The organism is Micromonospora sp. NPDC050187, assembly GCF_044459745.1.
Taxonomy (GTDB): domain Bacteria; phylum Actinomycetota; class Actinomycetes; order Mycobacteriales; family Micromonosporaceae; genus Micromonospora.
On sequence record NZ_JBITJH010000011.1, the window covers coordinates 142,542 to 168,100 of the forward strand.

Sequence of the window (25,559 nt, forward strand, 5' to 3'; positions counted from 1 at the left end):
ATCCACAGCCTGTGTACGTCCGCCGGCTCGAACTGGTCGACTTCCGCTCGTACGAGCGGGTCGGCGTCGACCTCGAACCGGGGGCGAACGTCCTGGTCGGGGCGAACGGGGTCGGCAAGACCAACCTCGCCGAGGCGCTCGGCTACGTGGCGACCCTGGACAGCCACCGGGTCGCCACCGACGCCCCGCTGGTCCGGCTCGGTGCCGAGTCCGCGGTGATCCGATGCGCGGTGGTGCACGAGGGCCGGGAACTCCTGGTCGAGTTGGAGATCGTCCCCGGTAAGGCCAACCGCGCCCGGCTGGGACGGTCCCCGGCCCGCCGGGCGCGGGACGTGCTCGGCGCGCTGCGGCTGGTGCTGTTCGCACCGGAGGACCTCGAGCTCGTCCGGGGCGACCCGGCCGAACGCCGCCGCTACCTCGACGACCTGCTGGTGCTCCGTCAGCCCCGGTACGCCGGGGTGCGGGCCGACTACGAGCGGGTGGTCAAGCAGCGCAACGCCCTGCTGCGCACCGCGTACCTGGCCCGCAAGACCGGCGGGTCCCGGGGCGGGGACCTCTCCACCCTGGCGGTGTGGGACACCCACCTGGCCGGACACGGGGCGGAACTGCTCGCCGGGCGGCTGGAACTGGTCGCCGCGCTCACCCCGCACATCACCAAGGCGTACGACGCGGTCGCCGCCGGACGGGCGTCCGCCGGGATCGCCTACCGACCGTCGGTGGAGCTGCGCGAGGCGGTGCCGGACCGGACGACCCTCACCGAGGCGTTGACCACCGCGCTGGCCGAGGCCCGGACCGCCGAGGTGGAGCGGGGGACCACGCTGGTCGGCCCACACCGCGACGATCTCGCGCTCACCCTCGGCCCGCTCCCGGCCAAGGGATACGCCAGCCATGGCGAGTCCTGGTCGTTCGCGCTCGCCCTGCGGCTGGCCGCGTACGACCTGCTCCGCTCGGACGGGATCGAGCCGGTGCTGGTGCTCGACGACGTCTTCGCCGAGCTGGACGCCGGCCGCCGGGAGCGGCTGGCGGGCCTGGTCGGCGGGGCCGCACAGCTTCTGGTGACCTGTGCCGTCGACGACGACGTGCCGGTGGCCCTGCGAGGTGCCCGCTACCAGGTCGGCGAGGGGACGGTACGCCGTGTCGGATGACCCGCGCCTGCCTCGTCCCGCCGGCGATCCGGCCCGGGGCGCCGCCGGTGGCACCCGGGCGGCCGGAACCGGTGGTCAACGGTCGACCGGCCCCGGGGCGGGAGCCGGTGGATCCCGGTCGACCGGCTCGGCGTCCCACCGGGCCGCTGGGGGCGCGGACGACGGTGGGGCCGGCGGACGTCCGGCGGAAACCGGCGGGAGCACCGGAAACCTGCCGGACGGCGCGTCCGGCCCGCAGTTGGCCCGGGCGGTGCTCGACGCGGCGAAGGCCCGGCGCGAGGCGGCCGGCCCCCGGCGACGCAAGGTGGTCGACGGGGGTGGCGACGGCCAGCGGAGACTGCGCGGCTACTCCGGTCCGGGACCGGACCCCCGGGATCCGCAGTTGCTCGGCGCGGTGCTCAGCCGGCTCATGAAGGCCCGGGGTTGGGAGCAGCCTGCTGCGGAGGCCACCGTCTTCGGTGCGTGGGAACGGGTGGTCGGACCGGAGATCGCCCAGCACAGCCGGCCGGTGAAACTGGAGGACGGCGAACTCACCGTCGAGGCCAGGTCGACCGCGTGGGCCACCCAGCTCCGTCTGTTGGCCGGTTCCCTGCTCAAGCAGATCGCCCGTGAGGTCGGCCACAACGTGGTCCGCAAACTGCACGTCCACGGCCCCGCCGCGCCGTCCTGGTCGCGGGGCCCCCGACGCGTGCGTGGCCGCGGACCCCGCGACACCTACGGCTGAGCTGCCGCCCGCCGACCGCCCCCCGTCCGGGACGTTGTGCGGGTCGTGGGGGTGGAACGGTCAGGTGGCGGCGTAGACGGCGAAGCCGCGGTCGGCGCAACGACGGTAGAAGGCGGCCAGGACGGCCAGCTCGGCGCAGGTGAAACTCCACTGCGGCGGCTCGCCGGCCTCGTCGCGGAGGCCGTCGAGTCGGCTGTCGAGCCAGCGGAGCTGCTGCTCGGCGAGGCGGCCGTCGGCGAGCAGCCCCCGCAGCACGACGCTGACCGAGTCGAAGGTCACCGGTTCCCCGTGCTCGCGGTGCCGGGCGACGAACCGCTCCAGCCCGTCGGCGATCCAGGCGCAGCCGTCCGGGTCGATCACCGGGTCCTCGTCCTCGGCGGAGTTCTCCGTGGCGTAGAGCACATTCTCCAGGCCGAGCAGAAGATCCACGAGTTCGGTGTACGCGGTCGCCCGGACCGTGCCGGTCTTCGCGATCAGCTCGGCGAGAGCCGCGGTCGGCGCGGAGATCTGGGGGATCTCCACGATCTCGCCGAAGTCCACGAACTCGGCCGGGGCCACCGGGTCGTAGAACCGGCCGGTCCGCGGCCAGACCACCGCGACGTTGTCCAGCCCCATCGGGCGTCACCTCTTAAGTGCACGTGTCGAGCCAGTCGGTCCGATCGTCCGATTCTGCCGTCTAAAGATCAAGAGCGGCACCCCGGGCGGCGCCGCCAAGGTACGGCACCGTGCGTACTCCGCGCGACCCCGGGGCGTACCCGTCGCGGGTGGTGTCGGTGGGCCGACCGTCGGCAACCGCGCCCACGATCAGGGCCGCTCGTGTAGGGGGAGTTACGGGAGGCGCGATTCGGGCCGCAGCGGAGGTCTGAGCCGCCTTCAAGGGGTGCCGAGTGGTGGTTCTGTCGGCTGCGCACAGTAGGATTGGAGGCGAGACGACGATCTGACGCGGAGCGACGCCACGGACCCGGCCGGGCCCCGACGTGCCTGCGTCGTATCGAGTTGATCGCGATCCGCGGGCAACCGCGGCGACCGGCGCGTGCGGCCGTACCCCGGAGGTTACCTGGTGCCGGTCCCCGCGCCCGACGTCGCGTCCTGTCCGCCGAACCCGCGCCCGACGCGCCCTTCCGGTGCCGACGGCGCGAGAAAGTGGCCGAGGGTGGCAGCGCAGAACAAGCAGGAGTACGGCGCCGAGTCGATCACCGTCCTCGAAGGGCTGGAGGCGGTTCGGAAGCGGCCCGGCATGTACATCGGGTCCACCGGGGAACGTGGTCTGCACCACCTTGTCTGGGAGGTCGTCGACAACGCGGTCGACGAGGCGCTGGCGGGCCACTGCGACACCATCGACGTGGTGCTGCTGGCCGACGGTGGCGTCCGGGTCACCGACAACGGCCGAGGCTTCCCGGTCGACCTGCACCCCAAGCTCAAGAAGCCCGGCGTCGAGGTCGCGCTGACCGTGCTGCACGCCGGTGGCAAGTTCGACGGCAAGGCGTACGCGGTCTCCGGCGGTCTGCACGGCGTCGGCGTGTCCGTCGTGAACGCGCTCTCCACCCGGATGGCCGTGGAGATCCACAAGGACGGCTTCGTCTGGCGGCAGCAGTACCACAATTCCAAGCCGAGCCCGCTGGACAAGGGCGAGACCACCGACCGTACCGGCTCAGCGGTTGCCTTCTGGCCCGATTCGGACGTCTTCGAGACGGTCGACTTCGACTTCCAGACCATCTACCGGCGGCTCCAGGAGATGGCCTTCCTCAACCGGGGTCTGACCATCCACCTCCTCGACGAGCGGGTGCCCGAGGAGGAGGACGGCCGCCAGCGCGAGGTCACCTTCTGCTACAAGGGCGGCATCGCCGACTTCGTCCGGCACCTCAACGCTTCGAAGACCCCGATCCACAAGACGGTGGTCGAGTTCGCCGGCGAGGAGGAGGGCATGTCCCTCGAGATCGCCATGCAGTGGAACGAGTCGTACGGCGAGTCGGTCTACACCTTCGCGAACACCATCAACACCCACGAGGGCGGCACCCACGAGGAGGGTTTCCGCGCCGCGTTGACCACCCTGGTGAACAAGTACGGCGCCGAGAAGAAGCTGTTGAAGTCCGACGAGAAGCTCTCCGGCGAGGACATCCGCGAGGGGCTCGCCGCGATCATCTCGGTCAAGCTGGCGAACCCGCAGTTCGAGGGGCAGACCAAGACCAAGCTCGGCAACACCCCGGTGAAGAGCTTCGTGCAGCGGATCTGCAACGAGTGGTTGGTCGACTGGTTCGATCGCAACCCGGCCGAGGCCAAGGTGATCATCACCAAGGCGTCCCAGGCCGCCCGGGCCCGGATCGCCGCCCAACAGGCCCGGAAGCTGGCCCGGCGCAAGTCGCTGCTGGAGTCCGGGTCGATGCCCGGCAAGCTGGCCGACTGCCAGTCCACCGACCCGCGCGAGTCCGAGGTCTTCATCGTCGAGGGTGACTCGGCCGGTGGCTCGGCCAAGCAGGGCCGCGACCCGCGTACCCAGGCGATCCTGCCGATCCGGGGCAAGATCCTGAACGTGGAGAAGGCCCGGATCGACCGGGTGCTGAAGAACAACGAGGTCCAGGCGCTGATCACCGCGCTGGGCACCGGCATCCACGACGACTTCGACATGGAGAAGCTGCGCTACCACAAGGTGGTGCTGATGGCCGACGCGGACGTCGACGGCCAGCACATCCAGACCCTGCTGCTCACCCTGCTGTTCCGCTTCATGCGCCCGCTGGTGGAGCTGGGGCACGTCTACCTGGCCGCCCCGCCGCTCTACAAGATCAAGTGGAACAAGCGCGGCGACGACGCGCAGTACGCCTACTCCGACCGGGAGCGGGACGGGCTGATCGCGCTGCGCCAGCAGAAGAAGGCGAACGCCAAGCCGGACGACATCCAGCGGTTCAAGGGCCTCGGCGAGATGAACTACCCGGAGCTGTGGGAGACCACGATGAACCCGGCGACCCGCACCCTGCGTCAGGTCACGCTCGACGACGCGGCGACCGCCGACGAGTTGTTCAGCGTGTTGATGGGTGAGGACGTCGAGGCGCGCCGCTCGTTCATCCAACGGAACGCCAAGGACGTGCGCTTCCTGGACATCTGACGGTTGCCGGTGAGTCGTCGGAAAGCTCCCGGCGGTTCACCGGTCCACAGAGTTATCCACAGCTTCGACGGTATCCACAGCCGTTATCCACAGCACGAAAACGACTCTGAGTCTGATAAGGGTTAACAGTGACCGATACTCCCGAGTCCACCCCCAACGAGCCGGAGACCCCGGAAGGCGCCGCCACGGTGGTGGCGCACGACCGGATCGAGCCGGTCGGCCTCGAGGTGGAGATGCAGCGCTCCTACCTCGACTACGCGATGAGCGTCATCGTCGGGCGGGCGCTGCCGGACGTCCGGGACGGGCTCAAGCCGGTCCACCGCAAGATCCTCTACGCCATGTTCGACTCCGGCTACCGGCCGGACCGCGGCTACGTGAAGTGCTCCCGCGTCGTCGGCGACGTGATGGGACAGTTCCACCCGCACGGCGACTCGGCGATCTACGACGCGCTGGTCCGGATGGCGCAGCCCTGGTCACTGCGGTACCCGCTGGTCGACGGCAACGGCAACTTCGGCTCCCCGGGCAACGACCCGGCCGCCGCGATGCGCTACACGGAGTGCAAGCTCGACCCGCTGGCGATGGAGATGCTGCGGGACATCGACGAGGACACCGTCGACCTCCAGGACAACTACGACGGCCGGGCCAAGGAGCCCACGATCCTGCCGTCGCGGATCCCGAACCTGCTGATCAACGGGTCCGAGGGCATCGCGGTCGGCATGGCCACCAAGATCCCCCCGCACAACCTGCGGGAGATCGGCGCGGCCGTGCAGTGGTGCCTGGAGCACCCGGAGGAGGACGAGGCCACCACGCTCGAAGCGCTGCTGGAGATCGTCAAGGGTCCGGACTTCCCGACCCACGGCCTGATCGTCGGCACCACCGCCATCCAGGACGCGTACCGGACCGGTCGCGGCTCGATCCGGATGCGTGCCGTGGTGGAGGTCGAGGAGGACAAGCGGGGCCGGCCCTGCCTGGTCGTCAGCGAGCTGCCCTACCAGGTCAACCCGGACAACCTGGCCGAGCGGATCGCCGAGCTGATCAGGGAGGGCAAGCTCGGCGGCATCGCCGACATCCGGGACGAGTCCTCCGGGCGTACCGGTATGCGGATCGTGCTGGTGCTCAAGCGCGACGCGGTCGCCAAGGTGGTGCTGAACAACCTCTACAAGCACACCCAGCTCCAGGAGACCTTCGGCGCGAACATGCTGGCGCTGGTCGACGGGGTGCCGCGCACGCTCAACCTGGCGCAGTTCATCCGCTACTACGTCGAGCACCAGATCGAGGTCATCCGGCGGCGGACGGCGTTCCGGCTGCGCAAGGCCGAGGAGCGGGCGCACATCCTGCGCGGCCTCTCCAAGGCGCTCGACGCGCTGGACGAGGTGATCGCTCTGATCCGGCGTTCGCCCACCGTCGAGGACGCCCGGCAGGGCCTGATCCAGCTGCTGACGATCGACGAGATCCAGGCCACCGCGATCCTCGACATGCAGCTGCGCCGCCTCGCCGCGCTGGAGCGGCAGCGGATCCTGGACGACCTGGCGAAGCTCGAGATCGAGATCGCGGACCTGAAGGACATCCTGGCGAAGCCGGAACGGCAGCGGCGGATCGTCTCCGAGGAGCTGGGCGAGATCGTCGCCAAGTGGGGCGACGAGCGGCGTACGAAGATCGTGCCGTTCGACGGCGAGGTCTCGATGGAGGACCTGATCGCCCGCGAGGACGTTGTGGTCACCATCACCCGGACCGGGTACGCCAAGCGGACCAAGGTCGACCTCTACCGTTCTCAGCGACGGGGGGGCAAGGGGGTCAGTGGCGCCACGCTGCGGCAGGACGACATCGTCAGCCACTTCTTCGTCTGCTCGACCCACGACTGGATCCTGTTCTTCACCAACAAGGGGCGGGTGTACCGGGCCAAGGCGTACGAGCTTCCGGAGGCCAGTAGGGTGGCCAAGGGCCAGCACGTGGCCAATCTGCTCGCCTTTCAACCGGAGGAGCAGATCGCACAGATCATCGAGATCCCGAACTACCAGGTAGCCCCCTATCTGGTACTGGCCACGAAGAACGGCCTGGTGAAGAAGACGAAGCTCGAGGAGTTCGACTCCAACCGCTCGGGCGGCATCATCGCGATCAACCTGCGCGACGAGGACGAGCTGGTCGGGGCCGCCCTGTGCGCCCAGGACGACGACCTGCTGCTGGTCTCCAAGAACGCCCAGGCCATCCGGTTCAACGCGAGTGACGAGGCGCTGCGACCGATGGGGCGGGCCACCACGGGCGTCATCGGCATGCGCTTCAGTGACGAGGACGAACTGTTGGCCATGGAGGTCGTCCGGGAGGGCATGGACGTCTTGGTGGCCACGAACGGGGGGTACGCGAAACGAACCCCCATCGAGGAATACCCGGTGCAGGGCCGGGGAGGTAAGGGCGTGTTGACCGCAAAGATCACAGAGCGCCGTGGAGGGCTCGTCGGCGCTGCCGTGATCAGCCCGGACGACGAGCTCTTCGCGATCACCAGCAACGGTGGCGTCATCCGAACTCCGGTGAAGCCTGTACGCCGTACGCGGGATCGGAACACAATGGGGGTCAAGCTGATGGACCTCCCGGACGGCGTAACTATCGTGGCGATTGCTCGCAATGCCGACGAGCCTGACGAACAGGACTAGTTGATGACGGAGACACAGGCGAAGTCGGGGAACAAGGGGACCTCGGCCAAACCGGTCGACGAGGATGCCGCGAAGGGCGGTGCACCCGCAGCCGGCCGCGCCGCCGTGGGCCGGGCCACGGTCCCCGCTGACGCGCCTGCCCCGAAGTTCACCCGGGCTCCGGGGATGGCACCGCCTCCGGAGAAGCCCGCCGCCGACGCGGAGAAGGGCGACCGGACCGAGGCGATCAACGTCGACGCGCCGACATCGGCCGGGACGACACCGGTCTCCGGTGCGACCCGTCCGGCCACGACGACACAGCCGATCCCCACGAAGGCCGCCCAGGCGGCGACGACGGGTACCCAACCGCGGGTGGGCGCCGGCACCCAGCCGGACACCGCGCGACCGGGCGTCGCCCGGCCCAACGGCGGCGGGCTGCCGCCGGGGGTCGGCGGTGCCGCGGCGGTCGGGGCGGCCCGGGTCAACGACGCGGTACGCGCCGCCCGGAGCTCGGTCAGCTCCGCGGCCTCGCGCGGCCCCCGTCGGGCCCGGCTGAACCTCAAGCGGATCGACCCGTGGTCCGTGATGAAGTTCGCCTTCGCGGTCTCCGTGGTGCTCTTCATCGTGGTGGTGGTCGCCACGTCGGTGCTCTACCTGGCGCTCGACGCGATGGGCGTGTTCCAGAGCGTCAACGAGAGCCTGACCGACCTGGTCAGCGCCGGTGGTGGGCAGAGCGCGGACGGCTTCCAGATCACCGCCAAGGGCGTGATCCTCAGTTCGGCGCTGCTCGGGCTGGTCAACGTCGTCCTGTTCACGGCGCTCGCCACGCTGGGGGCGTTCGTCTACAACGTCTGTGCCGACCTGGTCGGCGGGGTCGAGCTGACTCTCGCCGAGCGGGACTGAACCGGTCCGGGAAACACGTGACGCCGGGGCACCGCGTAAAGCGGTCGCCCCGGCGTTGGTCGTCGGGGTAGGTTCGTCAGCGACGGTGCGTGAGGCCCGACCCCGATTTTGGGCGGGACGTTCGGATGGGTTAATGTTGCTCGTCGCACACGGGGCTATAGCTCAGTCGGTTAGAGCGCAGAGCTGATAACTCTGAGGTCGCTGGTTCGATTCCAGCTAGCCCCACCGCATACCGTCCGACGACAGTCGAGCGAGGGGACGCCCCATGGTGAAGAAGCTTCTGTTGCTGGTCGGCGTGGTTGGCGTGGCGGTTGTCGTTGCCCAGCGGATCAAGGCGTCGAACGACGAGCGCGCCCTGTGGCACGAGGCGACCACCGCCCCCGACCTCCGGTAAGGCCCGACCCGGGCGGGTTCATCCCGCCCCTTCGGGGCCCTAGCTCAACTGGCAGAGCACTGCCTTTGCAAGGCAGGGGTTAGGGGTTCGAGTCCCCTGGGCTCCACCTGAAACCCGTGCACGTCGCGGGCCCCCTTACCCCCCCAAAGGGCACTGGCCGGTGCCGCGCAGCGGTGAGTGGTTGGTGACAGCTGGACCGATGTCGTTACGGTGTGCTCGTGGCGAACGGAACAGCTGGCTGGGGGATGAAGTTCCTGCTCTGGGTTGGGCTCCCTTTCTTCGCCCTTCTCGGGCTGGCTCTCGCCGTTCCCGACGTCGCTGCGGCCTGGCAGGCGAAGTCCGGTGACGGCACGGCGGGCACCTTCATCGCGCGCTACGAGGAGTGCAGCCGTAACTGCAACTGGTACGGCGACTTCGTCCCGGACGGGGGCGGGACGCCGCGTAACGACGTCATCGTCTACGACGGGCCGGATGAGCTGTCCTCCGGGGCCACCGTGGCGGCCCGCGACACCGGCGCCCGCAGAGGTGTCTTCGCCGCCCAGGGCGGCAGCAGTTGGCTGCTCTTCACCGGGCTCGCCGTGGCCGGCGCGCTTGCCGCGATCGGCTGGGTGGTCACCCTGGTCCACGCGATAGCCAACCGGCTCCGGACGTAGCGGAAACCGACGACGGCAGCAACGGCACCCAGGTCCCCTGTGCTTCACCAGCGGGAGATCGCTCGATCTGTTGACAGCTGCTCAGGCAGAGGAGAGACAGCAGATCCGGGCACGGGGCTGGCCGTCGGGCGGGAGGTGTCGCTGGTTGGACGCTTTGGAGCTGCCCCGTCTGTGCTAGCGGGCCGGGCCGGGCCGGGCCGGTGTGCGTGGTGCGAGGCTGTGGCCGCGTGGCCGACCGTCCCCCGGTGCCGCCTGATCCTCCGTGCCGGCCAGGACGCCCGCAGTGCTGGAGAGCACGGGTGCCCCGTTCGTGCGGGCAGCTCCACAGCGTGCTCGGGGTGACACGACCGCTCGGTGACCGGGATGGTCCCCCGCCGCCCGTTCGCGGGGGCGGTCCGGCTGCGTACGGGGAACCTCGTCGGTCCGACGCGGTGACCGCTGCCGCCCTCTCCGGCGGAGTCCGACCGTACGGGCCACTACGCTCGCGCGATGCCGGTACGCCCAGATCCAGAGGACCGCGCCGATTCGTTGCTCGTCGCCGACGACGGCACGGCACTGGCCCGGATGCGCCTCCGTGACGAGGCGGGAAAGCGCGTCGCGACTGCGGTCAGCCCGCTGCCCGGGACGGTGCGGGGCCGGCTTGCCGAGCAGCTACGCCGCGATCTTGCCGGTTGCCGGCTGGAGACGTCGGACGATGGTCTGGTGGCGGTGTTGATGGCCGGCGGTGTCGAGCTGCACCGGGCCGCGACCGACATGCGTCACGATCTGACCTGGGTGCCCGCGCCGGTGGCGTTGCCTGCCGGATGGTCCCTGGGCAGTCCGGGCTGGGACGACGATCTGGCCGAAGGACTGGCCGCGGCGTACGGCCCGGACCATCCGGACGGGCGGTGGCAGGCCCGGCACACCGAGCAGGTTCGGGCGATGTTCGACGGTGGCGAGCCGGTACCGCCGCTGCTGGCGGCCTCGGCCCGGCTGGTGGATCCCGACGGACGCAGCGCTGGCCACGTCCTGTGTGCCGGACCGGTGCCGTGGACCGACGATGCCTGCGCCTGGATCATCAACCTCGCCGTGGCTCCTCGCGCGCAGCGCAGCGGCTTCGGGCGGGCGCTGCTCACCCATGCGTTGCGTGGGGCGCACGAGGCGGGGCTGCCGGCCGTCGGCCTGTCGGTGGTGGACGGAAACCCCGCCCGCCGGATCTATGACAGCGCGGGTTTCCGCCCGCTCGCCCGGGTGTTCTCGGTGCTTCTGCCCGCCCTCTGAGATCCGCCGCTGTCTGTCCCCGCCGGGCGATCGTCATGAGAGGACCCGTCGTCCGGCCCGCTACACGTAGGCGAGTTCCGTCGCTCATCGCCCGCCGGTGAAGTGGGTCGCGGGCACGAAGACCCGATGACCGGACGGATAGGAGAGCCACACGCCGTCGGTGGTCCACTCGACGGTCAGGTCGGTCGGGTCCATCGAGTATCGCCGCACATGTCAACGCAGCAGGTCGCGGACCACGGTGGCGAGGAAGATCAGGATGACCGCCTCGCTGACCACCCACGCGTGTGTCTCGGCCCAGTTCCGGATCCTCGGCAGCACCGCCAGGGCGCGTCGGCCCAGGACGAGCAACGCCAACAGCGGCAGGGCGAGCAGCAGCAGCGTCAACCCCGCGAACGGCAGCAGATGCCACCACGGCCGGTGGTGGCCGGCCAGGCTCGCCGCCACGGTCAGCATGGTGGCCTCGTCGGTGGGCATGGCGGCGAGGAGCAGGAAGCCCAGCCCGAACGCGAGCCGGGGACCGGCGTCCGCCAGCCGACCCATCCACCCGACCGGCCGGTACCTGACCGTGTCGACCTCGATCCGCCAGGCGCGTCCCAGCGCGGCGGTGAGGGTCTCCCGACAGGCGTACGGTCACCGTAGCGGGGTGCGTTCACCCCGGGCGACGGTGCGGATCTGGTGGGCGAAGCTCCGACGGCGGGCCTCGTCGAGGAAGTGCCGCAGTGGGGACCGGAAGACCCGATAGTCGTCGTAGTGGATGGGGACGGTCAGCGCGGGCCGGATCAGCTCGACCGTGTCGGCGCCCTGTCTCGCGTCCATGGTGAGCAGGATTCCGGCAATCCGGGTGCCCCCGAGGTGGATGAGCATGGCGTCGATGCCGGGGAAGCGTTCCGGGATCTCGGCGAGCATCGGCCGGTGCAGCGTGTCGCCGGTGACGTAGAGCCGGAACTCGCGGTGGCCGCCGCGTTCCAGGTCGATGACCGTGCCCATGACGTCGGGCAGCAGCCGGTCGAGCAGACCGGGGCCGTGTCGTCCCGGCACGGCGGTCAGCCGCAGGGTGGCCCCGTCCCGGGTGAGTTCCCGGGACGTCCAGGTGGGCAGGCCGTCCGCCGCACGGAATCCCCAGCGGCGCAGCTTCCGTTCCGCCGCCGGCGTGGTGACGATCGGCAGTCGCCGGTCGAGTTCCCGGCGGGCGACCCGGTCGAAGTGGTCGCCGTGCAGGTGGGAGAGGACCACCGCGTCCAGCGCCGGCAACTGGGCGATCCGTAGCGCCGGGTCGGTACGCCGTTTCGACCAGAGCCCGTGGCCGAGGTAAGCCCGCTGCCCGCGGTGCAGGAAGTTCGGATCGGTCAGCAGGGTGAATCCCCCGATGTCGAGCACCGTGGTCGCGGTGCCGACGAACGTGACGCTTGCTTCCGTGGTCATCCGTGTTCACCTCCGTTGTGGCCGTACCCCGGCAGGGCGGTGGCATCCGGGCCGGCGATCGGAGATCCGTCAGGACGGTGGTCGGGGCAGGTGGTCCACCAGCCTGCTGAGCGCGCCGTTGCCGAGGGTGGCGCCGAGCGCGGAACCGGCGGCGATGGTCCAGCCGACCGGCCCGAGCGGCGTGCAGCCGAAGAACTGGCTGACCCCGGGGGTCTGCACCACCGCGACCAGCGCGCCGACCGAGGCTGCGGTGGAGGCGAGCACCGTCGGACTGGTGCCCCCGGCGAGCACGGTCTGTCCGAGCTGGGTGCCGACCAGGGAGGCGAGGGCCACCGTGCCGGCCCTCCGCTGGCTGCCCGTCCAGCGGGCGAGCGTCCAGCCGGCGGTCGCGCCGAGCGTGGTGGCGGCGGCCCGCAGCCCGATCTCCCGGCTCAGGGTCTCCCCGAGGGAGGTGTCCGGTCCCTCGCGCAGCAGGTGGTCGCCGTCATGGAGACCGGGTGGTCGGACCGCGATGGCCATCGCCGGCACCAGGTCGGTGAGGAGGTTGACCAGGAGCAGTTGCCGGCCGGTGAGCGCGGACCGGCCGGTCGCGCCGGCGGTGAGCACGCTGAACGCGATTTCGCCGAGATTGCCGCCGACCAGGATGCTCAACGCGTGACGGACCGAGGACCACATGGCCCGCCCCTCGACCAGGGTGGCGATGATGGTCTCCAGCCGGTCGTCGGTGACCACCAGGTCGGCGGCGGCCTTCGCGGCCGGGGTGCCCCGTTGGCCGAGGGCGATGCCGACGTCGGCGAGGCGGATCGCGGGGGCGTCGTTCGCGCCGTCCCCGGTCATCGCGACGACCCGGCCGCACTTCTGGAGTGCCTGGATGATCCGTACCTTGTGGGTCGGGGTGCAGCGGGCGACCACGTCGGTGCGGGCGAGGCGGGCGGCGAGTGCCTCGTCGTCGAGCTGGTCCAGGTCGGCGGCGGTGACCACCCGCTGGTCGCTGTCAGTGCTGATGATCGAGGCGATCGCCTCGGCGGTCGCCGGATGGTCGCCGGTGATCATGATGGTGTGCACACCGGCCTGCCGGATCCGGTGCACGGCTGGCGCGGCGCTCTCGCGCACCCCGTCGGCGAGGGTCAGGTAGCCCACGAAGACCAGGTCACGTACCTCGTCGTCGGTGACCTCCCGATCGTTCATCCGCCGCTCGGCGATCGCGAGCACCCGGTGTCCGGCCCCGGCCCGTTCGGCCAGGGCATCCTGCAAGCGGGTCCGGCCGGCGTCGTCCAGGGGCCGCTCGGCACCGTCGGCGGCCCGGCGGGTGGCGCAGCGGGGCAGCACCCGCTCCGGCGCGCCCTTCACACTGAGCAGCAGGCCGTCGTCGGTCTCGCCGAGCGTGGCGTGGTAGCCCCGGGACGGCTCGAACGGCAGCCCGCCGACGGACCGCCAGCCGTCGGCACCGATCTGCTCGGCGACCCCGTCGACGGTCCGGGAACCGGTGCGGATCGCCCGGTCGGTCTGCTCCGGCAGTTCCGCCGGGTCGGCCGAGTCGGGGGTGGCCCGCAGCGCCGCCGCGAGTGTGGCCCGCAGGGCGCGTGTCCCGTCGAGCCGGTCCACCGGGGCGTACCGGTCGCCGTCGCCGATGCCGGCCAGGCGCAGTTGTCCCTCGGTGAGCGTGCCGGTCTTGTCGAAGCAGAGCACGTCCACCCGGCCCAGCGCTTCGATGGTGCGCGGGTTGCGGACCAGCGCGCCGTGCTCGGCGAGGCGTCGGGCCGCTGCGAGCTGCGCGGCGCTGACCAGGAACGGCAGTCCCTCCGGCACCGACGCGACGGCCAGGTTCGCGGCGGTCGCCGCCGTCTCCGCCAGTGGTACGCCCCGCAGCAGCCCCGCCCCGGCCACCGCGATCGCCGAGGCAGCGGCAAGGGGAAGCGCCGCCCGGGTCAGGTTGCCGAGCCGGGCCTCCACCCCGCCGGCCGGTGCCGCCTGCCGGGCCAGCGCGAGACTCCGTCCCGCCTCGGTGTCGGCCCCGGTGGCGACCACCACGGCGGTGCCGTGCCCGGCGGCGACGGTGCTGCCCTCGTAGAGCATCGAGCGCCGGTCGGCCACTGCGGCGGCCACCACCGGACGGTCGGTCTTGGCCACCGGCAGCGACTCCCCGGTCAGTGAGGACTCGTCGGCCTCCAACCCGACCGACTCCAGGATTCGGCAGTCGGCGGGTACCGCGTCCCCGGATTCGAGCAGGATCACGTCACCGGCCACCAGGTCGTCGGCGGCCACCACCTGCTCGACACCGGCACGCCGGACCCGGGCGGTCACCGCCGTCCGGGCGAGCAGTTCCGCCAGGGACCGTTCGGTGTTGCGCTGGTGCACCGCCCCGATCAGGGCGGACCCGCCGACGACCCCGCCGACCAGGGCGGCGTCGACGATCGATCCGAACGCTGCGGAGAGGGCCGCCCCGGCGGCGAGGACCGGGGTGAGCGGGTTGGCGAGTTCGTCGAGCAGTGCCCGGAGCAGGCTGCCGTCGTCGGTGCCGTTCCCGGCCCCCCGGCCCCGCCGGCTGGCCGCCTCGGTCGCGTCGAGTCCGTCCGGGGCGGTGCCGAGACGGTCGAGGACCACGTCGACCGGCATCAGGTGCCAGGCGGTCACCGTCGCGGCCGGCGTGTCCGTCCGGTCGGGCAGCCGCCGGGCCCGCCAGACCCCGTGCGCGAAGGCCAGCGCGGCGGCGGCGTTCACGGCGGAGAGGGCCCGGCCGGGCAGGTGCTCCCGGTCGGCGGTGAACGCCCCGAGCGCACCGAGCCCGGCACCCGCCTCGGCGAGGCGGATGTTCTGCCGGCTCATCCGGCGGGCCACCCCGGTCGCCTCGACGACCAGCGTGCAGGTGCGTAGGTCGGTGCCGACGAGCAGGTGCGCGCCCCACGGCGGCGGGTCGTCGGGGCCGCCGGTGCCGAGGCCGCAGTCGGAGGCGCCGAGCGCCACCCGGTCGGCGGAGACCAACATGACCACCGCACCGTCGAACTGGAGGGCCCGTACCGTCTCGGCGAGGCGCGGCCCACCGGGGAGGACGGCGTCGGCGAAGGCGTACCGCTGGTCGGCGTCGCCGCCCACCACCACCCGCAGACCGGCCTGCCGGGCGGCGACCGACAGCGCGTCGACGCCCGGTGCCGGCTCGGGCTCGACCCGCAGCACCGCCGCCAGGGACTCTCCCTCGGCCAGCCCGAGCAGCAGACCGCCGCCGTCCCGGAGCCGCCGGCTGGCGTCGGTGTCCCCCGGATCGCGTACGTCGAGCCGGTCCAGCGGCGCGAGTCGCCAGCCGCCGCCCTCCCGGCACCGTCGTGGTGCGTCCGGGTCGAAGAGGGCGAAGGCGCGGGTGGCGACCTCCTCCGCGTCCCTTCCGGACAGCGGGGTCAGGTCGACCAGTGCTCCCCGGTCGGAGCCGAGCACGGCAGCGTCCAGGACGAGCGTGTCGATCCGGTCGAGTTCCCGCAGCACGCCACGGTCCATGGCGATGACGCCCCGGCGGGCCAGGATTCGACCCAGTTGTGCGGCGTACCCCTCGCGGCCGGAGCCGGGGGCCTTCGGCAGGGAGGCGAGGGCCAGCGCGGCGGCCCGCTTCCCGCCCACCGCAGGCAGCGCCGCCGCCCCGGCCGCCGCCCCGGCGAGGAGCATCCGGTTGACGTACCGCTCGACCGGCCCGTCGGGTTTGGCACGGGGCCGGCCGTGGGTGGGCGCGCGGGCGACGGCCCGGTCCGGGTCACCGGTGAGCTGTGGCTCGGCGCGTTTCCAGGCGCTCTGCTGGGCCCGGGCCTCACCCCACTGGACGACCCGCTGCGCGCTGTCGAGCACCAGGCTGGTCCATCCGCCGGAGAGCCCCAGCACCACCGCCTCGGCGAGTGGGAAGAACAGGTCGGCCCGGGGGTCCGCGCGCAGGCCCCGGTCGGCCAGGGCGTGCAGCTTCGGATGCAGGTCGACCGCCGCGAGGAAGCCGGCGGCCTCACCGGGCAGCGGGGTGAAGGGCAGGATCCGGGTGGCGGCGGAGAGGGTCAGCCCGAGGACGTCGGAGGCGAGCGCGCCGAGTGTGCGTGGGGTCTGCGGGCCCTCCTCGGGCGGGTGTGGTGGCGGGATGTCCGGGTCGGGTTCGTGGTCGCTGCGACGTTCCACCCGTTCGATCGCCCGGACCAGGTCACGGAGGCGGGGCTCCGGCGCCTCGACGGCCACCACCACCCGGCCGGACGGCGCGTTGACCCGGGCCCAACTCACCCCGGGCAGCTTCTCCAGCGCCTTCTCGACCTGGCGGGCCAGCCGGTCGCCGCCGTCCTGGCAGACCCCGTGCACCTCGATGTGGTGTCGTCCGGGTCGGGACCAGACCCGGCGGGAGGTGAGGCCGGCGGTGCGGGCCAGGCGGACGGCAGCCGTGCCCGCGCTCCGGGAGGCTTCGCCCACCAGTCGGGGCACGACGGGGGGAAGGACCCGGCCGGCGATCCGGCCCAGCGGGGTCATCCGGTGGTACGACCGGCCGGGAGCCGGTCCGGTCCCCCGTCGCCGTCGTGCAGGTCGTACGCCATCTCGCCTCCCACGCCTCGCTCCGCGCGGCCTGGCTTCCCGCCCTTCGGCCCGTCATGCCCCGTGCCACGAGGTATTTCCGGCCGGATCGGGTTCCGGCCGGGTGCGTTCGGGACCTGGTGGCCGGAGCATTCGCTGCCGGTGCGGTGGCATGAACCGGGGCGGGGGTGGAATTCCCCGCCGACAGCAGAGCCGACGCGGGGAGGCGGAGATGAGAGCACCAGCCCGGCACGAGGCACGCGAGCGGGTCCGTCCGTACGAGCGACGGGTGGACGTTCCGCTGCTCGGGGAGGTGACGCTGCCGCCGGACAAGGTCGCCTACTACGCGGGAGTGGGCGTGCTGGCCGCGCTCCAGGTGATCGAGTGGCCGCTGGCCCTGGTCATCACCGCCGGTCACCTCCTGGCCGACCAGCATCTGTCGGGGCTGGCCCGGGGCGTGGGAGAGGCGCTGGAGGCAGCCTGACGGTGTCACGGACGCTGTGGGGACTCGACGGCTGCGGGGACTCGACGGCTGCGGCCCGGGCGGGGCCGGCGACGGTCGCGGTAGGCACGGGCAGGCGAGACCCGGGTCACGGCGGGGTTGACCTGAAGTCGGGGTTGAAGGCGCAGGGTGGGCGCATGCTCGTCGATTCAGCGCCGCCCGCCGTGCCGGATCGGCTGCTCTCCGCGCCCCTGCGGGCGATGACGGTGGGCAGCGTGGCGTTGATCTCGCTGGTCGCGTTCGAGGCCCTGGCGGTCGGGACCGCCATGCCGACGGTCGCCCGCAACCTGGACGGCCTGGCCCTCTATGCGCTGGCCTTCGGTGGGCCGTTCGCCTCCGGGGTGCTCGCCATGGTGCTCTCCGGCATCTGGTGTGACGCCCGGGGCCCACGGGTGCCGATGTGGCACGGGGTCGCCTGGTTCGTCACCGGGCTGCTGCTCGCCGGCACCGCGCCGGTCATGGAGGTGCTGGTCGTCGGGCGGGTGGTGCAGGGCTTCGGCTCGGGGCTGCTCTCGGTCGCGCTCTACGTGATCGTCGGTCGGGTGTACCCGGAGTCGCTGCACCGGCGGATATTCGCTGTGTTCGCCGCCGCGTGGGTCGTACCGTCGCTGGTCGGACCGGCTCTGGCCGGTCTGGTCGTGGAACACCTCGGCTGGCGCTGGGTCTTCCTGGCGGTTCCGGCCGTGGCCGTTCCGGCGGTGCTGCTGGTCCACCCGGGGTTGCGGGCGGTGGGCGTGCCGATCGGCTCCCGGCCGGCCCGGGACGCCGGACGCCGGATCGGCTGGGCCTGCGGGGCCGCGGCGAGCGCCGCACTGCTGCACTACGGGGGGCAGCAGCGCGGTCCGCTCGCCGTCGGTCTCGTGGTCGCCGCGCTGGTCGGGCTGGTCGGGTGCGCGCCTCGCCTGCTGCCGGCCGGTGTCCTGCGCGCCGGCCGGGGACTGCCCACCGTGATCGGGCTGCGAGGGCTGGCCTCGGCGGCGTTCGTCGGGGCGGAGGTGGTGATGCCGCTGCTGCTGTCCCGGGAACGAGGGCTCTCGCCGACCGCCGCCGGGATCGCCCTGACCGTCGGAGCCGTCTCCTGGTCGGCGGGCTCGTGGTTGCAGGGCCGGCTGCCCGAACCACGCTCCCGGGCGACGCTGCCGCGCGTCGGGCTGCTCTGCATCGCCGCCGGCATCGCGGGATTCGCGCTTGCGGTGTGGCCGGCCTTCCCGGTGCCGGTGGGTCTCCTCGGCTGGGGCCTGGCCGGGCTCGGCATGGGGCTGACGTACCCGTCGCTGTCGGTGCTCACCCTGGAGCTGTCCGCCCCCGGCGAACAGGGGCGCAACAGTTCGTCCCTGCAACTCGGCGACGCGCTCTGCGCCGCCACCGTGCTGGCGCTGACCGGTGCGCTGCTCGCCGCCGGCTCGGGGCCGGATCCGGCGACCTACGCCGTCGCCCTGGCGGTCTCCGCAGGACTGGCGCTGCTCGGCGCGTTGGTCGCCGGACGGGTCGTGCCGGCTGCCGGCTGACACCCGTCCGGGGGACGCTGGCCGGATGAACCCGTCCCCGGTTCACGTTCCTCCTACCGTGGCCGCATGCTCACAATGGCCTTCGTCACGATCCTGTACGTCGCCGGATTCGTCTTCCTCTACGGCGTGATCCGGGTGGCCGTCCGGCACGCCCTGGAGGACCTGGACACCCGCCGCGCGGAGGCGCTGCGGCCCGGTCCGCCGCAGGAGCGGCCCTTCGCTCCGGAGCGGTTCCTCGCCGGCAATTGACCGGAGCGGGTGGACCACGGCACGGGAACCGGCCCCGGCGGGTGTTTCCGCTGGCCGGGTGCGAGGATCGCCGGTGTGATGGGAACGCTGAAGACCGAGCCCGCCCGCACCCGGCCGGACCTGCTCGCGCCGCCGGTCGCCGCCGCGCTCGGCCGGTGGCCCACCGACGCTCCGGTCGACGTGGCGGACGTGCTGGTCGCGCCGATCGACGCGACGCTCGCCGACACCGCCGCCTTCTGCGCCGCGTACGAGGTGGGGCTGGACGAGTCCGCCAACTGCGTGGTGGTGGCCGGCAAGCGGGAGGGCAGTGTCCGCTACGCGGCGTGTGTCGTCCTCGCCACGACCCGGGTCGACGTCAACGGAATGGCCCGGCGGGCGTTGGACGTGCGCAAGGCCAGCTTCGCCCCGATGGCCGACGCGGTCGAACTGACCGGCATGGAGTACGGCGGCATCACCCCGATCGGGCTGCCCGACGGGTGGCCGGTCCTGGTGGACAGCCGGGTGGTCGCCGCGCCGTACGTGATCGTCGGGTCGGGCGTACGACACAGCAAGCTCGCGTTGCCGGGGGTGGCGCTCGGCGCCCTGCCGCACGCGCAAATGATCGAGGGGCTGGCCAAGCCCGTCGAATGATCGACCCGGACCGATGTTGTTGCACGTGAAACATCGGTGCGGGCGCACTTTGGTCAGTCGGCTGACGACTCCCGGCGCTCCACCTCGGCCAGGGCGGCGAGGAGCGTCTCCGGCTCCTGGGCGCCACTGACCGCGTACTTGCCGGCGAGGACGAAGGTCGGGACGCTGGTCACCCCGATGCTCCGGGCCTCCGTCAGCTCCGCTCGCAGCTCGGCGACCCCGGCGTCCGAGTCGAGGAAGTCGCGGACCTCGGTGGCGTCCAGGCCGGCCGTGGCGGCGAGCGAGGCGAGGGCGGAACGCGAGCCGATGTCGACGCCGTCGGTGAAGTGGGCCCGGAAGAGAGCCTCGATCATGTCCGCTGCCCGGCCCTTGCCGTCCGCGAACCGGATCAGCCGGTGCGCGTCGAAGGTGTTCGCGGTGACCGCCCGGTCGAAGTCCAGCTTCAGTCCCACCCCGGCGGCCACCCCGGTGACCTGGTCGGCCATCTGCCGGGCCCGCTCCACCCCGCCGAACTTCGCGCCCAGGCCCTCGATCAGCGGCCGGGGCGCGGTCACGGGACTCGGGTCGAGCTGGAACGGCCGGTAGCGGAGGGTCACCTCACCCTGGTACGCCGCCAGGGCCTGCTCCAACCGGCGCTTCCCGACGTAGCACCAGGGGCAGACCACGTCGGCGTAGACCTCGATCTCCATGCCCCGGGTCAACCCGGCACCCGGCGGATCTGTTCCCGCCTCAGCCGACCTGTTCGCGTACCTGCCGCTTGAGTCGGGCCAGGATCGCGGTGCCGCCGCGCACTCGCAACGGGCTGATCGCCTGGGCGAGCCCCATCCGCTGGTACAGGTCGTCGGGGACGGCGAGCACCTCGTCGGCGCTGGCCCCGGCCAACCCCTCGGCCAGGATGCCGGCGAAGGCCCGGGTGGTGGGAGCCTCCGGCGGGCAGTCGAAGAGGGTGGTCACCGTCCGGTCCGGGGCGACCCGGGCGCGCAGGAAGAAAGCCGTCTGGCACTCCGGCACCTGCTCCATGCCCTCGTGACCCGCCTGGTCGGGTGGCAGCGGAGGGATGACGTCGGCGAACTCCAGCAGCATCTCGAGCACCACCTCGCGCGGGGCGGTGGCGAACTCGTCGACGATCTCGGCCAGCCGGGCCGGCATCTCAGGCATCCCGCCAGGCTACCGGCGTGGTTGCGGGGCTTCCGGCATGGTTGCGCAACCACCTCACCCCGCAACCACCTCACACCACCGGTGCCTTCTCGCTGATCTCGCTGAGGGCCGAGTTCGGATCCAACTGCATCGCCAGGTCACCGAGGGAGACGATCCCGACCAGCTTGCGGTCGGTGTCGCAGACCAGGATCCGCCGGAGGCCCCGATCGCGCATCAGGGCCGCCGCCTCGGCCGTCGAACAGTGCTGCTCGATCATCACCACCTCACGAGTGATGATCGAACCGATCGTGGTGGTCGCCGGGTCGCTGCGTTCGGCCACCGCGCGGACCACGATGTCCCGGTCGGTGAGCATGCCGGCGAGGGTGGCGCCGTCGGTGACCACCACGTCGCCGATGTCCGACTCCTTCATCACCCTGGCCGCCTCGTCCAGGGGCGTCTCCGTCGACAGGTAGACCACCTGTCGGGTCATCACGTCACTGACCCGGTAACCGGACATCGAGAGCCTCCGAGGATTGACCCAGCAAATGTCACTGCGGTACCCAGTGGCGGCGTTGCTACACCAGGTCGGGCGGTATCGCGGCGAGTCCGGTGAGCGCGGTGGTCAACTCGACCACCGGCAGTTCCGTGCGGTCGCCACGTGCGCGGTCGCGCAGCTCCACGTACCCGTCGGCGAGACGGCGGCCGACCACCACGGTGCGCGGGATGCCGATCAGCTCGGCGTCGGTGAACTTCACCCCGGCCGAGACGTGCGTGCGGTCGTCGACCAGCACCCGCAGGCCGGCGGCGGCGAGGCGTCCACCCAGGTCGAGCGCCGCGTCGAGCTGCGGCCCCTTCCCGGCCGCCACGAGGTGTACGTCGCACGGCGCGACCGCCGCCGGCCAGCACAGTCCCCGCTCGTCGTGGTGCTGTTCGGCGATGGTGGCGACCAGCCGGGAGATCCCGATGCCGTAGCAGCCCATCAGCGGCCGGACCGGTTTGCCGGCCGGACCGAGCACGTCCACCGCGAACGCGTCGGTGAACCGGCGGCCGAGCTGGAAGACGTGCCCGATCTCGATGCCCCGGCGCATGGTGAGCTGCCCGTCCGGGCAGGCCGGGCAGGGGTCGCCGGGGCGTACGTCCGCCGCCTCGATGGTGCCGTCGGGGACGAAGTCGCGGCCACAGACGACGTCGACCGCGTGCCGGCCCGGCTCGTTGGCCCCGGTCAGCCAGGCGGTGCCGGGCACCACCCGGGGGTCGACCAGGTAGCGGACGCCGAGCTTCGCCATGACCTGCGGGCCGATGTAGCCCCGGACCAGCTCCGGCCGGTCGGCGAAACCGTCGAAGACGGTGACCGTCGCCGGGTGCAGTGCCGCGCCGACCCGCTTGAGGTCCACCTCGCGGTCGCCGGGCACGCCCACCACCAGCAGTTCCGCCTCGTCCCCGCCGGGTCGTCGGACCGAGAGCACGACGTTCTTCAGCGTGTCGGCGGCGGTCCAGTCGTCCCGGCCACCGAGGCGGCGGGTGTTGGCCAGGTCGACCAGGGCGGCGATGGTCGGGGTGTCCGGGGTGTCGTGGACGGTGGCGGGCGGGTGCGCGTCCGGGTCGCCGGCCGGCGGGGCGGGCGTGGTCACCGCCTCGGTGTTGGCCGCGTAGTCGCAGGCGGTGCAGGCGACGTAGCTGTCCTCGCCGACCGGCGTGGCGGCGAGGAACTCCTCCGAGGCCGAGCCGCCCATCGCCCCGGACATCGCGGTGACCACGGTGTACTCCAGCCCCAGCCGGTCGAAGACCCGCTGGTACGCCGCCCGGTGCCGGGCGTACGCCTCGCGCAGGCCCGACTCGTCCAGGTCGAACGAGTAGGCGTCCTTCATCAGGAACTCGCGCCCGCGCAGCAGGCCGGCCCGGGGCCGGGCCTCGTCGCGGAACTTGGTCTGGATCTGGAAGAGCGTCACCGGGAAGTCCCGGTACGAGGTGAACAGATCCTTGACCAGCAGCGCGGCCAGTTCCTCGTGGGTCGGGCCGAGCAGGTGCGGCGCACCCCGCCGGTCGGCCAGGGTGAAGATGTCGTCGCCGTACTCCGTCCACCGCCCGCTGGCCTGGTACGGCTCGGCCGGCAGCAGCGCCGGGAAGTGCACCTCCTGGCCGCCGATCGCGACCATCTCCGACCGGACGATCTCGGTGACCCGGTCCAGTACGAGCTTGCCCAGGGGCAACCAGGTGTAGCCGCCCGGCGCGGCCCGGCGGACGTAGCCGGCGCGCAGCAGGAGCCGGTGGCTCGGCACCTCCGCGTCCGCCGGGTCCTCCCGCAGGGTCCGCAGCAGCAGGGTCGACATCCGCAACATCATGGGCGCAGCGTACGACGGAGGGTCGGCCCGTCCATCCGAATTGTCGGGTGCGGTGGCCCACGTTCGGACCCACGTCGGCGCGGTGCCCCGGTGCGGACGGTGCGAGACTGGTTCCCGCTGTGACACCGGGACTCGACGACACCGGGACGACGGGGAGGGGCGACGTGCGCTGGCGCAGCTACGTGGCGGTGGGAGACAGCTTCACCGAGGGCATGGACGACGCGTATCCGGACGGCACCTACCGGGGCTGGGCGGATCTGGTGGCCACCCGGCTCGCCGCCGAGTCCGGTCCCGACTTCCGCTACGCCAACCTTGCCGTCCGGGGCAGGCTCTTCCCGCAGGTGGTGGCCGACCAGGTGCCCGCCGCGCTGGCGATGCGCCCGGATCTGGTCAGCTTCGCGGCCGGCGGCAACGACGTGCTGCGTCGCGGCTTCGACCCGGAGGCGCTGGTCAGCCGTTTCGACGACACGGTCCGGCAGTTGCGGGCCGACGGCGCGGACGTCCTGCTGTTCCGGTTTGCCGACGTGATGGCCCGGCTGCCCGGCCAGCGCATGGTCGCGCCCCGGGTGCAGCTGCTCAACCGGGCGGTCGGTGAGACCGCCGAGCGGCACGGCGCGATCCTGGTCGACCTGTACGCCGACGACACCTACCTGAATCCGATGCTCTGGAGCACCGACCGGCTGCACCTGTCGGCGGCCGGGCACCGGCGGGTGGCCGGGCAGGTGCTGACCGCGCTCGGGGTCGGCTGCGACGAGGAGTGGCTGCTCGTACCCCCGCACCCGGAGCCGACGCCGTGGCTGGCCGCCCGCGCGGCCGACCTGCGGTGGGCCGGCCGGCACCTGGCCCCGTGGGTCAGGCGGCGGTTGACCGGCCGGTCCTCCGGTGACCTCGTGACGGCGAAGCGGCCGCAGCTCGGCCCGATCGCGGAGTAGCGACGTGGCGACCACCATCCATGCGGCCACGCTGCTGCGGCACGGTCCCGACGGCGAACCGGTGGCCGGGTGGGCCGTGGTGGTGAGCGGGGACCGGATCGCCGCGGTCGGGCCGGTCGACGACCTGCTCGGAGCGCACCCGGCGGCCCGGGTACGGCGGTGGGCCGGCACGCTCGGCCCGGGGCGGGTGCACCCCGGCCCGCTCCCGGCGGCGGAGACCCCCCGGGAGCGGGTGCACGCGCTGCTCCGGCTCGGTGCGACCGCCGTGCTGGCGGCCCACCTCGACGAGCCCGGCCTGCGGGCCGTGGTCGAGCGGAGCGACGTGGCCGTGCTGACCGCCTCCCGGCCGGTGACGCTGGCCCCGGGCGGGCGGGCCGACCTGGCCGTCCTGGCCGACGACGGCCGGTGCGTCGCCACCGTGGTCGCCGGGCGGCTGGTGCACCGGCGGGCCTGAACCCGGCGCACCGCACGGGCGGGTCCGTTCCCGCGCCGTCCGTCCGGATCGGGCGTACCTTGGGGCTCATGGCTGTGCCGAGCGACCCGAACCCCCGTCTCCAGTCGTACGCCGACCCGCAGCGGCTCGTCACCACCGAGTGGCTCGCCGAGCACCTCGGCACCGACGGCCTGGTCGTCGTCGAGTCCGACGAGGACGTGCTGCTCTACGACACCGGCCACATCCCCGGGGCGGTCAAGATCGACTGGCATCTGGAGTTGAACGACCAGGTCACCCGGGACTACCTCGACGCGAAGAGCTTCGCCGAGATGTGCGCCGCCAAGGGCATCGGCCGGGACGACACCGTGGTCTTCTACGGCGACAACTTCAACTGGTGGGCGGCGTACGCCCTCTGGGTCTTCTCCCTCTTCGGCCACCGGGACGTCCGCCTGCTCGACGGAGGAAGGCAGAAGTGGATCGCGGAGGGACGCGAGACGACCCGGGAGAAGGTGACCCGTCCGCGCGCCGAGTACCCGGTGCCCACCCGGGACGACGCCCCGGTCCGGGCGTTCCGGGAGCAGGTGATGGCGCACGTGGCGGCCGGTCGGCCGCTGGTCGACGTCCGCTCTCCCGGCGAGTACACCGGCGAGATGCTGCACATGCCGGACTACCCGCAGGAGGGCGCGCTGCGCGGCGGGCACATCCCCGGTGCGGTCAACAAGCCGTGGAGGTCGGCGGCGAACGAGGACGGGACGTTCCGTTCTCCCGAGGAACTGCGCGCGATCTACGCCGACCAGTTGGGGCTGAGCCCGGACGACGACGTGATCGCGTACTGTCGGATCGGCGAGCGGTCCAGCCACACCTGGTTCGTGCTGCGGCACCTGCTCGGCTATCCGCAGGTGCGCAACTACGACGGCTCGTGGACCGAGTGGGGCAACCTGGTCCGGGCCCCCGTCGTCCGGGGCGACCAGCCCGGCGGCCTCAACCCGTGACGGTTCCCCGGCCGGGCGTGGTCGCGGCCAGACGGGCCGCCGGCCGGCTGCTGCCGCCGCCGTCGAGGCCCGGGTCACC

The 25,559-nt window shown here is 72.4% G+C and carries 23 protein-coding genes and 2 tRNA genes; 17 read left to right on the plus strand and 8 right to left on the minus strand.

The features are described 5' to 3' along the window. The first annotated feature begins 11 nt into the window (after positions 1 to 11). Together recF and ACIBJE_RS18845 are read left to right on the plus strand one after the other, a co-directional pair. Positions 12 to 1,145, plus strand: a complete 1,134-nt coding sequence (gene recF / locus ACIBJE_RS18840; RefSeq protein WP_396749930.1) for a DNA replication/repair protein RecF — start codon at positions 12 to 14, stop codon at positions 1,143 to 1,145. Continuing rightward, positions 1,135 to 1,869, plus strand: a complete 735-nt coding sequence (locus ACIBJE_RS18845) for a DUF721 domain-containing protein (RefSeq protein ID WP_396749932.1) — start codon at positions 1,135 to 1,137, stop codon at positions 1,867 to 1,869. The genes recF and ACIBJE_RS18845 overlap by 11 nt, the downstream gene beginning before the upstream one ends. A gap of 60 nt (positions 1,870 to 1,929) precedes the next feature. Here ACIBJE_RS18845 and ACIBJE_RS18850 read toward each other — a convergent pair whose 3' ends face one another. Then, on the minus strand, positions 1,930 to 2,484 hold the full coding sequence (locus ACIBJE_RS18850; RefSeq protein WP_396749934.1) for a hypothetical protein: 555 nt from the start codon (positions 2,482 to 2,484) through the stop codon (positions 1,930 to 1,932). Positions 2,485 to 3,022: 538 nt separating this feature from the next. On the opposite strand from ACIBJE_RS18850, the gene gyrB reads away from it, so the two are divergent. The 8 genes from gyrB (at position 3,023) to ACIBJE_RS18890 (ending at position 10,806) form a co-directional block, all read left to right on the plus strand. Further along, on the plus strand, positions 3,023 to 4,969 hold the full coding sequence (gene gyrB / locus ACIBJE_RS18855) for a DNA topoisomerase (ATP-hydrolyzing) subunit B (protein ID WP_396749936.1): 1,947 nt from the start codon (positions 3,023 to 3,025) through the stop codon (positions 4,967 to 4,969). Between the two features lie 128 nt (positions 4,970 to 5,097). After that, the gene (gyrA, locus tag ACIBJE_RS18860) at positions 5,098 to 7,617 is read left to right on the plus strand and encodes a DNA gyrase subunit A (RefSeq protein ID WP_396749938.1); all 2,520 of its coding nucleotides are present in this window, start codon (positions 5,098 to 5,100) and stop codon (positions 7,615 to 7,617) included. A 3-nt stretch (positions 7,618 to 7,620) separates the two neighbouring features. Then, entirely contained in the window at positions 7,621 to 8,499 is an 879-nt protein-coding gene (locus ACIBJE_RS18865; protein ID WP_396749940.1) for a DUF3566 domain-containing protein, read from the plus strand. Positions 8,500 to 8,650: 151 nt separating this feature from the next. Beyond that, positions 8,651 to 8,724, plus strand: a tRNA-Ile gene (locus ACIBJE_RS18870). Positions 8,725 to 8,764: 40 nt separating this feature from the next. Beyond that, positions 8,765 to 8,893 (plus strand): DLW-39 family protein, encoded by a 129-nt coding sequence (locus ACIBJE_RS18875; protein ID WP_211296303.1) that lies wholly within the window; start codon positions 8,765 to 8,767, stop codon positions 8,891 to 8,893. Between the two features lie 33 nt (positions 8,894 to 8,926). After that, positions 8,927 to 8,999, plus strand: a tRNA-Ala gene (locus ACIBJE_RS18880). Positions 9,000 to 9,111: 112 nt separating this feature from the next. Continuing rightward, positions 9,112 to 9,546 carry a hypothetical protein gene (locus ACIBJE_RS18885; RefSeq protein WP_396749942.1) on the plus strand — a complete coding sequence of 145 codons (435 nt, stop codon included), beginning with the start codon at positions 9,112 to 9,114 and terminating at the stop codon, positions 9,544 to 9,546. Positions 9,547 to 10,035: 489 nt separating this feature from the next. After that, a complete protein-coding gene (locus tag ACIBJE_RS18890; protein ID WP_396749944.1) occupies positions 10,036 to 10,806 on the plus strand; it encodes a GNAT family N-acetyltransferase in 771 nt (256 codons plus the stop codon). Between the two features lie 213 nt (positions 10,807 to 11,019). On the opposite strand, the gene ACIBJE_RS18895 is transcribed toward ACIBJE_RS18890, so the two are convergent. The 3 genes from ACIBJE_RS18895 to ACIBJE_RS18905 all read right to left on the minus strand — a co-directional run bounded on the left by ACIBJE_RS18895 (position 11,020) and on the right by ACIBJE_RS18905 (position 16,713). After that, entirely contained in the window at positions 11,020 to 11,403 is a 384-nt protein-coding gene (locus ACIBJE_RS18895; protein ID WP_396750110.1) for a GAP family protein, read from the minus strand. A 33-nt stretch (positions 11,404 to 11,436) separates the two neighbouring features. Further along, entirely contained in the window at positions 11,437 to 12,228 is a 792-nt protein-coding gene (locus ACIBJE_RS18900) for an MBL fold metallo-hydrolase (protein ID WP_396749946.1), read from the minus strand. 69 nt (positions 12,229 to 12,297) lie between these two features. Further along, a complete protein-coding gene (locus ACIBJE_RS18905; protein WP_396749948.1) occupies positions 12,298 to 16,713 on the minus strand; it encodes an HAD-IC family P-type ATPase in 4,416 nt (1,471 codons plus the stop codon). Between the two features lie 274 nt (positions 16,714 to 16,987). Between ACIBJE_RS18905 and ACIBJE_RS18910 the strand changes: the two genes are divergently transcribed. The 4 genes from ACIBJE_RS18910 to ACIBJE_RS18925 all read left to right on the plus strand — a co-directional run bounded on the left by ACIBJE_RS18910 (position 16,988) and on the right by ACIBJE_RS18925 (position 19,644). After that, positions 16,988 to 17,239, plus strand: coding sequence for a hypothetical protein (locus ACIBJE_RS18910; protein ID WP_396749950.1), 252 nt, complete (start codon positions 16,988 to 16,990; stop codon positions 17,237 to 17,239). Between the two features lie 155 nt (positions 17,240 to 17,394). Continuing rightward, a complete protein-coding gene (locus tag ACIBJE_RS18915; protein WP_396749952.1) occupies positions 17,395 to 18,765 on the plus strand; it encodes an MFS transporter in 1,371 nt (456 codons plus the stop codon). 66 nt (positions 18,766 to 18,831) lie between these two features. Beyond that, the gene (locus tag ACIBJE_RS18920) at positions 18,832 to 19,014 is read left to right on the plus strand and encodes a hypothetical protein (protein ID WP_396749954.1); all 183 of its coding nucleotides are present in this window, start codon (positions 18,832 to 18,834) and stop codon (positions 19,012 to 19,014) included. Positions 19,015 to 19,092: 78 nt separating this feature from the next. Then, entirely contained in the window at positions 19,093 to 19,644 is a 552-nt protein-coding gene (locus tag ACIBJE_RS18925) for a YbaK/EbsC family protein (protein ID WP_396749956.1), read from the plus strand. A 53-nt stretch (positions 19,645 to 19,697) separates the two neighbouring features. Here ACIBJE_RS18925 and ACIBJE_RS18930 read toward each other — a convergent pair whose 3' ends face one another. The 4 genes from ACIBJE_RS18930 to ACIBJE_RS18945 all read right to left on the minus strand — a co-directional run bounded on the left by ACIBJE_RS18930 (position 19,698) and on the right by ACIBJE_RS18945 (position 23,123). Further along, the gene (locus ACIBJE_RS18930) at positions 19,698 to 20,333 is read right to left on the minus strand and encodes a DsbA family protein (RefSeq protein ID WP_396749958.1); all 636 of its coding nucleotides are present in this window, start codon (positions 20,331 to 20,333) and stop codon (positions 19,698 to 19,700) included. Positions 20,334 to 20,373: 40 nt separating this feature from the next. Beyond that, positions 20,374 to 20,802: a SufE family protein gene (locus tag ACIBJE_RS18935; protein ID WP_396749960.1), complete on the minus strand. Its 429-nt coding sequence runs from the start codon at positions 20,800 to 20,802 to the stop codon at positions 20,374 to 20,376. A gap of 70 nt (positions 20,803 to 20,872) precedes the next feature. Then, complete coding sequence (locus tag ACIBJE_RS18940; RefSeq protein WP_396749962.1) at positions 20,873 to 21,298, minus strand: CBS domain-containing protein; 426 nt, start codon at positions 21,296 to 21,298, stop codon at positions 20,873 to 20,875. Positions 21,299 to 21,356: 58 nt separating this feature from the next. Further along, complete coding sequence (locus tag ACIBJE_RS18945; RefSeq protein ID WP_396749964.1) at positions 21,357 to 23,123, minus strand: proline--tRNA ligase; 1,767 nt, start codon at positions 23,121 to 23,123, stop codon at positions 21,357 to 21,359. A 164-nt stretch (positions 23,124 to 23,287) separates the two neighbouring features. Between ACIBJE_RS18945 and ACIBJE_RS18950 the strand changes: the two genes are divergently transcribed. The 3 genes from ACIBJE_RS18950 to ACIBJE_RS18960 all read left to right on the plus strand — a co-directional run bounded on the left by ACIBJE_RS18950 (position 23,288) and on the right by ACIBJE_RS18960 (position 25,480). Beyond that, positions 23,288 to 24,055 (plus strand): SGNH/GDSL hydrolase family protein, encoded by a 768-nt coding sequence (locus tag ACIBJE_RS18950; RefSeq protein WP_396749966.1) that lies wholly within the window; start codon positions 23,288 to 23,290, stop codon positions 24,053 to 24,055. Between the two features lie 4 nt (positions 24,056 to 24,059). Next, the gene (locus ACIBJE_RS18955) at positions 24,060 to 24,509 is read left to right on the plus strand and encodes an imidazolonepropionase-like domain-containing protein (protein ID WP_396749968.1); all 450 of its coding nucleotides are present in this window, start codon (positions 24,060 to 24,062) and stop codon (positions 24,507 to 24,509) included. Positions 24,510 to 24,577: 68 nt separating this feature from the next. Beyond that, complete coding sequence (locus tag ACIBJE_RS18960) at positions 24,578 to 25,480, plus strand: sulfurtransferase (protein WP_396749970.1); 903 nt, start codon at positions 24,578 to 24,580, stop codon at positions 25,478 to 25,480. The last annotated feature ends 79 nt before the right edge of the window (positions 25,481 to 25,559 follow it).